Below are 13,447 nucleotides of genomic sequence, written 5' to 3'. Positions count from 1 at the left end.
TTATATTCCAAAAAGAAACGGTTCATCCATACTAAGGACGAACCGTTTCTTTTCTGTTTTGCCTGTTAAGGCTTGTCCCCTAGCAGCATTGCATTTACTTTTGAGACAGCTCTTTGCTAATAATAGTAAGGAATGATTACTCTTGGGTTGCTTCTTCACGATAATCTTCTACTATAACCTCGAGCTCGCCTGTTTCGGGATGAATGACGAATCCATGGACAGGAATAACTTTAGGAAACAGTGGATGATTGCGAATCATTTTAACGCTATGCATGACGCCCTCCTCGGCGCTGCTAAAGCCGCGCAGGAAGCGTTCCATTCTAATACCTGAATTTTCCAAGGTTTGAATAGCTAACGGCTCGATTCCATATTCGGTAAATTTGCTGATCATGCCTTGCGTATCTAGGTTTGTCATACCGCACTCATGGTGGCCTATGACGAGCACTTCTTTGGCGCCCAGCTCGTAGACGGCAACAAGGATGCTGCGCATCGCACTACCGAAAGGCTGTGTAAGAATTGCGCCGGCATTTTTTATAAATTTCGCATCGCCGTTACGCAAGTTAAGCGCCTTAGGCAGCAGCTCGAACAATCGAGAATCCATACACGTTAATATGGCAATTTTTTTATCCGGGAACTTGTCCGTTATATAGTCGACATATCTTTTTTCTTCGACAAATTTTTTGTTGAATTCCAGGAGACGCGGAACAATTGACATTCAAAATCCTCCTTTAAACTTTACCCTGTTTCTTATTATTCAACTATTGTCACTTATAGTCAAATGAAGCTTTTGAGAATTATTAAAGAGGGATCCCAAAACTTCCTGTATTGCCCTTTTAAAAATGGCCCCAGCCTACAGCTTTCGTCAGCGCAGTAAATTAAAATCAAAATCAGGGATCAAGCCTTCGCGGATAGCTCCGGAAAAGAGTGTTGTTATAGCCGCAAAGCCTTCTTCCCCCAAGTCAAGGCTGAACTCGTTAACATAAAGCTTAATATGGGACGCGGCTACTTCCGAAGATAGCTCCTGCGCATGCTCCATCACATAAGCTTGCGATGCCTCGGGATTGTCCCAGGCATACTGCAGGGAGGCGCGAATATGTGCAGCTATAGCTTCCCTGTCTAGCGACCGTTTTGCAATTATAGCGCCAAGCGGAATAGGGTGCCCCGTTTCACTTTCCCACCAGCTGCCAAGATCGACAAGCATATGCAGACCATATGCCGAGTACGTAAAGCGGGCTTCATGAATGACGAGCCCTGCATCGATCGTGCCTGCTTGCACAGCCGGCATAATTTCATGAAAAGGCATCACAATAATCTCTTCTACTCCACCGGGTATATTAGTGGAAGCCCATAGCCTAAAGAGCATATATGCTGTAGACATCTCGCTTGGCACTGCGATTCGTTTCCCCTGCAGCATAGCGCCGTCGTGTATATGGCTCTGTTCAGATGGCGTCTCCTTTGTTAGCAGCAGAGGACCGCAGCCTCTGCCTAGAGCGCCGCCGCATGGCAATAAAGCGTAGTCTTTGAGCACATGCGGCAAAGCTGCATAGGAAATTTTCATTACCTCAGGACCTTCGCAGCGTGCGGCAAGATGATTTGTAATATCAATATCTGCGTATGTGACTTGAAGCTCAGGGGCATCCTTAACGAGACCGTGCGCCCAAGCATGAAATATAAACGTATCATTCGGGCAAGGCGAGTAAGCAATGTTCATAACCGTATTCGCTCCTTATGGCGTTTGTTCTGTTATACATAATGGTTCGATGACGCGAAAAGCGGCTTCTAAAGCTGCAAGCGCGTCTTTAATTCTCCATGCGTCGCGATCGCGCGGGCCTACGGCATTGGAAATAGCTCTTAGCTCTACTATTGGCAAATTCCGCAGCTGAGCTGCAGTAGCAACGCCATGCCCTTCCATTCCTTCCGCGGCAGCGCCTGGTGTTTGCTGCAGACGAGTAGCGGCGGTCGCTGAGGTGCCTGTAGCTGTTGCTGCCGTAATAATAGGAGCGATACAGGAGGGCAGCGCTGCAGCCTGAAGCTTGCGGTAAATGGCTTCGCTCCAATAGGCGCTTGCTGGAATGCTGCATTGTCCAAAACCGAGCTGTTCAATCGTAATAAACCCGTCCGCTGATTCTGCTCCCAGATCAGCGGCTGCAATCAAGCTTGAAACGACAAGGCTGCCGATAGCAGCCTGAGGATGAAAGCCGCCGCCAATACCTGCGCTTATTACAAGCTGGTAGGAACCGCCGCCGGCTAGCTCCATGGCAGTTGCAGCAGCAGCAGCTGCCGGCCCGACGCCGCAAGTAATAACCTTGATTGGAGCCTGCTCCGACAGGCCTTGCAGCACGGCTGCTCTTTCAGCTTCAACTGCAACGACAACTAATATAGTTGGATTCATATAGCTTCACCTTTGTTTTTAAAATTAGGTATGATGTACAGATCTTACAATCATCTATTGTTGAACATGATAATAGCATTGTGGGATTGGTACGACAATATGTTTTGGCGATAAATGGCCAGCTGCATTGCAAGGATAAGCGGCTCCGCCGTCTTTTGGATAGGCGTATTTACCGGTGAATTATAAGAACTTTATAGTGAAAATTATAAAGTCTTATAATTCAAAAAAACAGCTTGGCAAGCAAGCTGTTTTTACAGTGTATCATATAAACTTCCATCTGTGCGATTACAAGTAAGGACGTCGAGGCCGCTTTGTCTTGTTAAAAAACAGTAAGGAAGCGCCACATATAAGCAGCACAATTGCAATATATGGCTGGAATCCGGAAACGGATTGCAGCAAATAGCCTACCGAGAAAACAAAGAAAAATATAACCGCAAGCGATGTAAGGATAACGACTGGAAGCAGCAGCCAGCGATTGCGATTGCCGAACCAGTAAAACTCAAGAAGCCCTACGGCTGGTGCTAATATAAAGCCAGGCCACATATATTTCCAGCTGTCGAACAGCATGGATACCTGGCATACAAGACTTACGGTAAGCAGAATGCCGCCAGGGATCAGCAGGCCGATCCCACGCCGCTGCAGCGCTTGGAAGTACAACCAGTGAAAAAACACGCCTACTGGCATAATAAACATAACAGGCCAGAAATAGTAAAAAAATGAGCTTGGTCCAAATTCATCTCCTGCAATCAGCAGCAGTAAGCCTAGCACAAGCAAAACGATTCCGGCAATGGCTGATGGTTTCATCGTACACTCTCCAATTCAGTTCATTCATAAGTTTTTTTAAATTCACTAAAAGCGATGACGCAGCCTTTCCTCATGATTAGCCATATAATCGCCGGCAGCTGTTGCGACTTCGCTATTTCTATGCTGCATAAACCAAATAATAATGCCTGCGATGATGATGATAGCCATTGCGATAAAGCTGTCGCGCCACGTAAACGTAGCGGTAGGAATAATATTGCAAATGGCAGTGGCAGATGAGCCTAACGCCGCAAGCTGAAACGGAGCTGCAAGATCAGGATGGGTAGCGTGACGTCTGCGCGCAGTGTCCAGTGATTGCTTGGTCTGCGATGACGTGCGCTTCATCAGCATGGCAAGCTTGGGGCGAGATAGCATCCAAAGCATTAATATCGGAACCAGCATACAAAAAATTCGCAGCACAACTAGCTGTACATCAAAGGATGTGTACACCGGCCAATGCAGGGTCAGATTCGTAATGACTACAATTAAAGAAAGAAAAATCAAACTTCCAAGCAGATTGTATAATTTACGAGCTCTTTCAAAAAGCTCCTTTTCATGTTGGCTAAGATGCAATTTTGTAGCTTTAAAGCTTGCGTACCAGCTAATAAGGATAAAGCCGATAAATGCGGTTCGTTCCAGACTCACCCATACAGGGTACATGTACAATCCTCCTTTTTAATATAATAGTAAACCTTTAAATTCAAATAAAACAGCCGGCACTAAAATTTATGTACTATTATTATAATTCATCGTACCTTTTGCTGAAAGTATTAGATACCGTCGCTGGTCTCAACTAATCCTAGACTTCAGTCGGGTTTAAAAGGTTGCAAAACCGCCAGTCTGCATAATGCGAGATTACTTCTTATAAAGCGACAATTTACACCTCTTGCGGCAAATGATGAAAAAGATACAATTAAATTATTATAGGACAGGGAGGTGACATATATGAGTGAAGAACTGAACGATGAAGTAAGTCAATCCCAAGAGGAAGAAATCGAGCTAGTGCTTGACGCAGAATTGGAGGAAGCAGCAGCTTCAGTGGAAGATGAAGCAGACGTAGAAGATGATGCAGATGATAATGACGATGAAGAAGATGATCAGGAATAAAAGCAATTATAAACATAGATTTTATGTTATAAGGAAAAGATGAAAGCTGCTCCCTTTGCCTAGTCGCATGGCCAAGAGGACAGCTTTTTAATTATATAAAAGTAAGGTATTGACAAATGAAATAAAATTGATAAACTATATATATGTTATTTAATATAAAAAAGTTAGTAATTAACTTGAATATAAAATCTAGGAGGCAATAATAATGACAAAATCAGCTTGGGCAGTAGATGTAGCGCATTCCGCAATTGAATTTTCAGTTCGTCACATGATGATCGCTAAAGTAAAGGGCTTGTTTCATGAGTTTGAAGCAAAAATTGAAGCAGACCCTTTCGATTTGACTACAGCGGATATTGCGTTTTCCATTGATTTGAACAGTGTAGATACGAGAAATAATGACCGCGATGCGCATCTTCGTTCTGCAGACTTTTTTGAAATTGAGAAATATCCGACAATGGATTTCCAATCGACGTCCATTACAAAAACAGGCGATGACGAATACAATGTAACGGGCAATGTAACACTTCATGGCGTTACTCATTCCGAAACGTTCAAAGTTGTGTTTGAAGGTGCGGGCAAAGACCCTTGGGGTAATGAAAAAGTAGGCTTTAGCGTGAAAGGATCTTTAAAACGCAGTAACTATGGCTTGACCTATAATGCTGTGCTAGAAACAGGCGGAGTGCTGATTGGCGATGATGTTGCAGTCTCGCTAGATATTGAAGCTTCGCGCGCTCAATAATGCAATGAAATAAGCAGATCCTTTTAAACGCAGCCAGCTGGCAAAACGAACTGTTTTGTCACTGGCTGTTTTTTGTAATATAGGCAAGTATAAGTTTTCACATTATACCTATACCTATATTCCACCGAGAAGAGGCACATCCTTAGCCAAGGACGCGCCGCGTTTCTTCTTGTAAGTTTATGTACTCTTCTACTGTAAAAGTACTTGCTGTTTTCATTTGAAAAGCAGTAGGATAATAGTGAGGCTGTCGATTCATTATGAATAAGGCAAAAGCCTCTAGTTTTATGTTATTTACAGCAGAGAGGAAGTCTGTTATGAAATATATGCGTATGCTGTGCTTGTTGTTCTCGCTGCTGCTTATTTCTTGCTCTAGCACAACTGCAAATGAGCCGTCTGCAACACCTGTTATTGCAGCGCCTGCTAAGACGCCTGCATTGCCTCCGGCAAGTGAACATCCTAGTACAGGGATTGTTATCGGAAAACATGCGAATTATCCTGAGCTGGACATCGTTTCCGATATTGACTGGCAGGAGCATTACCATCATGCCGTACACTATCCGCTGCTTTCGCGGCCAGACATCGATCAGTCGATTAGAGCGCTGCTCGATGAGCGTATCGATGTATATAAAACCGAATTGATAGAAGCACACAGCAAAATAGGCGAGGAAGTCATTCCCGAGCTGCTGATTGAATATGAAATTAAATTTTTATCGGAAAAATATATTGCAGTGCTGTTTACTGAAAATAAATTTTTCGGAGGCTCTAATCAAGAGGTCAATCTGTTTTCTGTAAATATTTCCTTAGAACAAAACAAATTGCTTCAATTAGAGGATATTTTTAAAGCCGATTCTAACTATTTACATGATCTTTCACATTATTGCCGGCAAAAAATAATCCAAACAGGCCAGCTCGACGATTATTATGATCCGCAGCGGCTGGAAGAGGAGATGGCTCCCGAGCCTGATAATTTCAAAACGTTTATTTTAACCGATCATGAGTTGATTTTTTATTTTGATTGGTACCAGCTTGCTGCCAGAACGGCAGGGATTCACACAATTTCTGTCCCGTATGTGGAATGGAATGACAAATGGGAAGCAAACTATGTCCCATATGAGCCGACACCCCCCGCTGCCGTACAGAAGCCTTCTATAAAGCCTGGAGGTACGGAGCCTTCGGAGGGTGAAGCGGAAACGGCGGTGCCGCCTTCAGCATCACCTGTGGTTGCAGCAGAAGCGAAGCGCAAAATTGCGCTCACCTTTGATGATGGTCCCCATAAAAAGGTAACGCCGGTCATATTGGATATTTTGAAAAAGAAAGGCGGCAAGGCTACCTTTTTCGTGCTTGGCAACCGGGTGCAATATTATCCGGAAATAATGCAGAGAATGGTGGACGAAGGCCATGAAATCGGCAATCATTCCTGGAACCATTCCGAGCTGACAAAGCTGACAGAAAAAGAAATTGAAGAACAGCTGCTTAAAACACAGCAGGCTGTTTATGATACAGTAGGCATATGGCCCGGCACAGTCAGGCCGCCATACGGCGCATACGACGATATCGTAATCGCCGCTGCGCAATTGCCGATTATGATGTGGTCGGTTGACACGCTGGACTGGAAGCATAGAAATAAAAATAAAGTTATAAAAGCGGCGCTTGCCGGAGCTAAAGACGGCGGAGTGATTCTGTTCCACGATTTGTACAGCTCGACAGCGGATGCGCTTGGCCCGATTATGGATAAACTAACGGCTCAGGGCTATGAATTTGTTACAGTCAGTGAATTGTTTAACCAGCATCCTGAGGATTTATCTTTTGAAGCCGGGCGTGTTTATCGTAATGTCCCTGCAGCCCAATAACCTTACCCTTACAGCCATTATATTTATTATAATATCGATTAAAAGGCTCCCAGCTTGCTGGCGCTTTTTATTTAATTATAAGACTTTATAAGTTTTCACTATAAACTTGTTCTTATAATTCGCCGGCAAACGCACCTGTCCAAGGACGGGGGAGCCGTTTATTCATGTAATACAAAAATTATTTAAAATATTTGACGGGACAAATTACTTCGTATTATACTGAATAAATACTTTAGTGGGTAAACAATATAGAGGGTATACTATGAGCGGATGGGAGGTTTAGTTTTGACCAGGCAGCATATTCTTACTGAATTTGAAGAGCTATATATAGATTTTCAGCGCAAAATAGGCGCAGCGTGGCAGAAAAAAATGGAGCATACCATTTCGAGTTCACAAGGAACAATATTGTTTCGATTGAATGCAGCAGGCCCGCAGAAATTTTCAGCATTGGCTGAAAAATTGGGAATTACGCCCGGAGCCGTGACAAGCTTGTCAGATAAACTCATTAGCGCAGGCTATGCGGAGAGAAAGCGTGATGAGGAGGACCGCCGTGTCGTTTATTTAGAAATTACAGAAGCCGGAAGCGAGATTGTAAAAAGTCTCAAGATGGATATTAAAGGCGTGGTGAAATCATTTTTTGAAGGTGTATCGGATGAAGATTTAAAGCACTTGACGAGAATTTATGAGCAGATTTTAAAAAATATTAACGAAATTGAAAAGGGGTAGGAGGAATGGAGCAATTATCAGATAAACGCAAAATTTCGATTATGATTGCGATTATAACAGCATTATTTTTTGCAGCAATTAATCAGACCATTATCGGTATTGCGATGCCGCGAATTATCGCAAGGCTCGGCGGAATGGATTATTACTCCTGGGCGATTACGATTTATTTGCTTACCTCTACGGTAGCCTCCATTCTAGTGGGCAAGCTTTCTGATATTTACGGGAGAAAGCCGTTTATATTATCCGGAATCGGCTTATTTATGATCGGAGCTTTACTTTCAGGCTTCTCAAGCAGCATATTTGAACTGATTACTTACCGCGCAATCCAAGGCGCTGGCGCTGGTGTTATTATGTCTACGGTATTTACAGCGATAGGCGACTTGTATGAGCCCAGGGAACGGGCCAAATGGACAGGAGTTATGAGTGCTGTATTTGGACTGTCAAGCGTGCTGGGACCGCTGTTTGGCGGGTATATTGTCGATCATCTTGATTGGCACTGGGTATTCTGGATCTTCCTGCCGCTGGGCATCGTTGCTTTCGTCTTGATTATGCTCAACTTTCCTAAGACGGCTAAGCGGGAAAATGAATCCGTTGACTATTGGGGTTCCGCTTTGCTTACCTTGACCATAGTACCTATGCTGCTTGCATTCTCATGGGCTGGCCAGGGAGAAGGGAAATATCCTTGGGCCTCGTGGCAAATTATTGGTCTTTTTGCAGCGGCATTAGCAGCTTTCGCTATTTTTATGCAGGTGCAATTGAGAGTAAAAAGCCCTGTTCTTCCACTAGGTCTATTTAAGAACAGCGTATTTACGGTTTCAAATCTAGTCGGATTTTTCTTGAACGCAGGTATGATGGGAGCAATCATATATGTTCCTATATTCGTGCAAGGGGTAAAGGGAATATCACCAACAATGGCTGGTTATGTAGCAATGCCGATGTCGGTTGCGATGCTCGTGACGACGGCCGTTGCCGGACAGCTGATTTCCAAGACCGGGAAGTACAAAAAGATGGCATTAATCGGCTTGGTCATTATGACCCTCGGCATGGTTCTTATGTATTTTATGAAGGCAGATACTTCAATTGGATACCTTATAGGATATATGATTATTTTGGGGCTGGGAATCGGTATCGCTATGCCAGTGTTCTCACTGACTGTTCAGAATGCAGTGTCGCCGAAAATGCTGGGCGTAGCAACAGCGACCTCTCAGCTGTTCCGCAACTTGGGCGGTACAATCGGCATTGCTGTTATGGGCAGTGTAATGAGCTCCAATCTGGCTAAAAGAATGACTGAGCAGGCTTCCGCCAATGCCCAATCGGCAGCTCAGATGGATCCGGCGCTTAAAGAAAAACTGGCCTTGTTTGCTAATCCCCAGGAGCTGCTCGATCAGCCGAAAATAGCCGAGGCGATGAAAAGCTTGCCGCCTGATTTGCAGGCCGCATTTGAGAAAATGCTGGATATGTTCCGCGAAACGCTCAGCTCCGCCATTACGACTACATTTCTTACAGGTGCTGTCGTAGCTGCTGTCGCGGTAGTCATTGCCTTGTTCCTTAAAGAAATACCGCTGCGTTCCGCCAAGGATAAAATGCCGAAAGCTGCTGTATCCAGCAAAGAAACCGCAGCGAGCTCTGAGTCATAATAATTCGAGTGAAAAAGATCGAGCAGAGGGAATCCCCTTTGACTCGATCTTTTTTGAACTCGCCTATATAAAGGATGGCGGAGCTGTTATCCTTGTGCCTAACCCCGTTTCTTCTCCCGGTACTGCCCCGGTGTAATGCCCTCCTGCTTGCGGAAGGAGCGAATAAAGTTTTGCGGGTTGTTATAGCGCAGCCGGGCTGCGATATCTTTAATGGGCAGATCTGTCTCAACGAGCCATTGCCGCGCCATTTTAAACCGATACATCGACAAGTATTCGCTGAAGGAATGGCTCGTTTCCTTGCGGAAGACGCTGCTTAAATAGTTGGCATTATAATGAAGCCTTGAAGCGCATTCCTCCAGCGTAAGATCGGTATCGTAATGATGCTGCACCAAATCGATAATTTTTTCGGATATATTATGATATTGGGCTTCTTGCCTATCCTTGAAAATATGAATAAGCGGCTCCATGATGCTTGCTCGGAACCATTCCTCGATTTCTGTCTTCGTCTGCAGGCGAAGCAGCTGCTCCGGCAGCGAGCTGCTGCCGGAACAAACATGGCTGACACTGATGCCTGATTCCTGCATCATAATGATAATGTTATTTAATAAACGAGATAAAGGAATTTGGTATTCATGCGGCAGCAGCTCGGCTGAAAAAACAGTTTGCAGCAGCTGCTTAAGCAAATCATAAGCATGCTCCTGCTCAGAAAGCTTGATCGCATCAAAAAGCTCATTTTCCAGGTGAGAAGGATAGTTCAGCTGCAGATTTGCCTTGTCAGCTGCTACATTCTCATACTGAATAATAATGCCATGCCCAAGCTTGATTCGCTGCTTGAGCGCTTCCAGCCCTTCGCGATAGGCAGTGCTTATTTGTGAGAAAGAATGGAACGGCAAGCTGAGGCCAAGACTCGTCTGCACACTCAAAACAGCGCTGATCTGCTGCTGCAAATGCTCCGTTACCGCATAAATTTCATTGTGGAACAGTGCGGCATCGCTTTGGCTGCTGCCAAAAATTATAATGACGGTTTGGTCCATAATGACGGACTCCAAGCGTTGTGAGCTCGGGATAAGCTCATCGATAATATTGTGTGCAGCGAACAAGAGCAGATCAAGATCATTTTTGGAATAGCGGCTTTCCTCTAGAAAATCGATTTGCATCGTAATGACTGCCATCGACTTCCAGCTGTCTACTTGCTCGCCATAGCCGAATTGGCGCAGCTTCACTGTCATATCCTGCTCCTTGACGCTGCTTTGCAATGCTTTCATCAAGTAGAAGATGCTCACCTGCTGGATATGCTGGCTCATTTCCTGCTCAAGCTTATGCTTGGATTGGAACAAGTAGTGTACGCGTTCGCCAATCGCTTGAAACTCATCTGTTTTCCTCGCTTTAATATCGGTAAAACGCTCGCCGATTTGATTGAGCAGCAGCTGAATCGGAGAATACATGCGCCTGGATACCAGCCAAGCGATCAGCATGGACAATGCCAGCATAATTAAACAAATATAGAGCGTATATAAGCCTATTTTGTTTGAGTGCTTCATAATGCTGGACATCGATGTGATCGAGACGTATACCCAGCCGTTAAGCTCGGAGCGCAAATAGGAAACAGAATACTCTTTATGGTCTATGGTGGCTTGGAATTGGTTGGAGCTTTTATCCCAGCTTTGCTCGCTTAAGCCGCTTGCCGTAACCGTTTTGCCAATCAGCGCGGCATTAGGATGCAGTAATATGCGCTGCTGGTCATCAAGCACCATCATCGTCGAATGCTGGCTGTCTTTGCTCTCAAGCAGCTGCTCCAGCTGGCATGTTGTAATATTCGCAAAAGCGAGTCCATGCTTGTCCAGACCCGAAGCGGGAAGTTTTTTGACCAGGCTGATCACATTGCCGCAGGCAGCGCCGCCGCGGCCTTGCTCCTCGCTATAAAACCACTCTGCAGGCAGCAGCGTCCAGAAGGAGTTTTCCGGGCTTTCCAGCAGCTCCGAAAGCTGCTCGTTATACGGGTATTGCTCATAAGGGTACAGCCCGGAATTTTTAATCATCCAGTTATACCGTTCGTTGATAAGAACAACATCCTCCAGTTTGGTATCAAAGGATTGCATATGGCGCAGCTCGTTGCGCAGGTCGTCATAAAGCATGAACTGGTCGGCTGAGAGCTGCTGGTTCATCGCTTTTTTCAGCACGGTGGAATTAAGTACCTGGTTAAAGGTATGGTTGACAGTGATCAGCTTCTGCTCTACATTGGAATTGATTTGCATGAGCAGCTGCAAATTGCTTTGATTCACGTTTTGCTTAATTTCCTTGGATGAAGTAACATAAGCGAACGTACCGATAAATAAGACAGGCAGTGTGCTTAGCAGAAATCCGAATATGGTCAATTTACTAAGATAAGAAAGTGATCGCACGACATTCAACATCCCATCTGGAAGTAATCATTAGCTCATGTATAATCATTAGAGTAATTGTAGTAAACGCATACATTTAGGGCAATAATCATCTGCAGTACGGATAATCATTACCTTAGATTATGTCTGTAATTGCTTATAAACTCAAGGAGGATTGCATATGAAGCGCAACAATGCCAAGCTCGCTTTTCCTATTTTTCCAAGCCTGCTGCTGATGGTTTTACTGGCTGCGACAATTACGGGCTGCTCTTCATCGGCTATGAAAAGCAATCAGGATGACAAGGTTTATATTTCAATTATGGCACCGCTGCATTTTCCTCATCCCCCTAGTCAGGAGGTAATGGAACAGCTTCAGCAATTGACGAATGTAACACTTGATATTAATTGGGTAAATGACGGCATTTATTTTGACAAGATGAACACAGCTATCACAACCAACTCCATGAAAAAGGTAACTTTTGTTAAGCATACTGATTATATATTTATGAAAAATGAAATTCGGTCAGGCTCGTTTTGGGAAATCGGCCCTTATTTGGAGCAGTTTCCAAATCTGCGGCATTTGAGCGACGATATTTTGAACCAAGCGGCGGTAGACGGGAAAATTTATGGGTTATATACAGAGCGGCCGTCCTCAAGGCAAGGCATCATTATCCGCAAGGATTGGCTGGAGGCATTGGGCCTCAGCGAGCCAAAAACGTTGGATGAGCTGTATGAGGTGATTAGAAGATTTACCGTCGATGACCCCGACAATAATGGCAAGCGGGACACGATCGGTCTGGCAGACCGCAATGATTTAATATATGGAGCGTTCAAGACGCTGAGCTCATATTTTGGCACACCCAACAATTGGAGGATTGAAGGGCAGACGCTTATTCCGGAATTTGAGACGCCGCAATATATGGATACGATGGATTTTATGAAGAGGCTGTATAATGAAGGGCTGATCAACCTTGACTTCCCTGTAACGAGCAAGGAAATGCAGAGAGACAAAGTGATTCGCGGCGAAGCGGGCATATATATAGGCAGCATGACCGATGTGCAAAGACTATCGGATGAAGCCAGACAGTTTAATCCGGCAGCCCGATTCACGTTAGTAAATCGGATTGAAGGGCCGCAGGGCTATCGGGTATGGTCTATTCCAAACTATAACGGCTTATATTTATTCTCGAAAAAAGCGATTAAAGAAGAGTCTGAGCTGCTGCAGGTGCTCGCTTTTTTTGATCGGACTATGGATAAAGAAGTGGCCAATCTGATGAAGTACGGGATTGAAGGCAAGCATTATTCTGTGCAGGATAAAAAGGTGCAGCTGCCAGAGGAAACCTCACAGCTTCGCTCTACGGAAGTCAATGCGCTTCATGCATTAATTCTTGCGGAAATAAGCAATCCTAATTTAATAAAGGCCGCGGAAAAAGAAACGATGTGGGAGCTTGCGGAGGCACTTAGCGAGGATAACAATAAGTTTATTGTAAAAGATCCTGCGGTTGGGCTGGAATCGAAAACGTATGATGAAAGAAGTCTGGAGCTGTATAAAATTATTTCTGATGCAACGTACAATTATATTCTCGGCAAGCTGAACAAGGAAGACTTCTACCAGCAAGTTGAGCTGTGGAAGAAAAACGGCGGCCAGCAAATTATACGGGAGTACACTGATTCCTATCTCCGCAAATAACTGGCGCAGTTCGTAAACAGCGTATGCGCTGGAGGAGCGGTGGGGTTCGTTTTGTATGAGGTCAGCCAATATGGCTGGCCTTTTTTTGTTGTTTAGGAAATTATGCATCAGATAAAATTGTGGG

General features: G+C 44.6%; 12 protein-coding genes. 6 read left to right on the top strand and 6 right to left on the bottom strand.

Annotated features, from left to right (window positions below; translation table 11 throughout):
* Window positions 1-136 precede the first annotated feature (136 nt).
* The 5 genes from ACRRU2_RS23235 to ACRRU2_RS23215 all read right to left on the bottom strand — a co-directional run bounded on the left by ACRRU2_RS23235 (window position 137) and on the right by ACRRU2_RS23215 (window position 3,853).
* Window positions 137-715, bottom strand: a complete 579-nt coding sequence (locus tag ACRRU2_RS23235; protein ID WP_331701313.1) for a beta-class carbonic anhydrase — start codon at window positions 713-715, stop codon at window positions 137-139.
* A gap of 147 nt (window positions 716-862) precedes the next feature.
* Window positions 863-1,711, bottom strand: coding sequence for a 1,4-dihydroxy-6-naphthoate synthase (locus ACRRU2_RS23230; protein ID WP_432505370.1), 849 nt, complete (start codon window positions 1,709-1,711; stop codon window positions 863-865).
* Between the two features lie 15 nt (window positions 1,712-1,726).
* Window positions 1,727-2,392, bottom strand: coding sequence for a futalosine hydrolase (locus ACRRU2_RS23225; protein ID WP_432505368.1), 666 nt, complete (start codon window positions 2,390-2,392; stop codon window positions 1,727-1,729).
* Window positions 2,393-2,677: 285 nt separating this feature from the next.
* A complete protein-coding gene (locus tag ACRRU2_RS23220) occupies window positions 2,678-3,196 on the bottom strand; it encodes a hypothetical protein (RefSeq protein WP_331701316.1) in 519 nt (172 codons plus the stop codon).
* A 45-nt stretch (window positions 3,197-3,241) separates the two neighbouring features.
* Entirely contained in the window at window positions 3,242-3,853 is a 612-nt protein-coding gene (locus tag ACRRU2_RS23215; RefSeq protein WP_331701317.1) for a hypothetical protein, read from the bottom strand.
* Window positions 3,854-4,138: 285 nt separating this feature from the next.
* Here ACRRU2_RS23215 and ACRRU2_RS23210 point away from each other — a divergent pair, with 285 nt between their 5' ends.
* The 5 genes from ACRRU2_RS23210 to ACRRU2_RS23190 all read left to right on the top strand — a co-directional run bounded on the left by ACRRU2_RS23210 (window position 4,139) and on the right by ACRRU2_RS23190 (window position 9,252).
* Window positions 4,139-4,300, top strand: coding sequence for a hypothetical protein (locus tag ACRRU2_RS23210; protein WP_331701318.1), 162 nt, complete (start codon window positions 4,139-4,141; stop codon window positions 4,298-4,300).
* Between the two features lie 205 nt (window positions 4,301-4,505).
* Window positions 4,506-5,039: a YceI family protein gene (locus ACRRU2_RS23205; protein WP_432505365.1), complete on the top strand. Its 534-nt coding sequence runs from the start codon at window positions 4,506-4,508 to the stop codon at window positions 5,037-5,039.
* Between the two features lie 314 nt (window positions 5,040-5,353).
* Window positions 5,354-6,889: a polysaccharide deacetylase family protein gene (locus ACRRU2_RS23200; RefSeq protein WP_432505363.1), complete on the top strand. Its 1,536-nt coding sequence runs from the start codon at window positions 5,354-5,356 to the stop codon at window positions 6,887-6,889.
* Between the two features lie 285 nt (window positions 6,890-7,174).
* Window positions 7,175-7,615, top strand: coding sequence for a MarR family winged helix-turn-helix transcriptional regulator (locus ACRRU2_RS23195; RefSeq protein ID WP_432505361.1), 441 nt, complete (start codon window positions 7,175-7,177; stop codon window positions 7,613-7,615).
* Between the two features lie 5 nt (window positions 7,616-7,620).
* The gene (locus ACRRU2_RS23190; protein ID WP_432505359.1) at window positions 7,621-9,252 is read left to right on the top strand and encodes an MDR family MFS transporter; all 1,632 of its coding nucleotides are present in this window, start codon (window positions 7,621-7,623) and stop codon (window positions 9,250-9,252) included.
* 98 nt (window positions 9,253-9,350) lie between these two features.
* Here ACRRU2_RS23190 and ACRRU2_RS23185 read toward each other — a convergent pair whose 3' ends face one another.
* Window positions 9,351-11,654: an AraC family transcriptional regulator gene (locus ACRRU2_RS23185; protein ID WP_432505357.1), complete on the bottom strand. Its 2,304-nt coding sequence runs from the start codon at window positions 11,652-11,654 to the stop codon at window positions 9,351-9,353.
* Between the two features lie 160 nt (window positions 11,655-11,814).
* On the opposite strand from ACRRU2_RS23185, the gene ACRRU2_RS23180 reads away from it, so the two are divergent.
* Window positions 11,815-13,323, top strand: coding sequence for an extracellular solute-binding protein (locus tag ACRRU2_RS23180; protein WP_432505355.1), 1,509 nt, complete (start codon window positions 11,815-11,817; stop codon window positions 13,321-13,323).
* Window positions 13,324-13,447: the final 124 nt, after the last annotated feature.

It is taken from the genome of Paenibacillus sp. GXUN7292, from assembly GCF_050864975.1.
GTDB lineage: Bacteria > Bacillota > Bacilli > Paenibacillales > Paenibacillaceae > Pristimantibacillus.
Note: the sequence above shows the minus strand (reverse complement) of the source record. Positions and strands in the feature narration are given on the sequence as shown.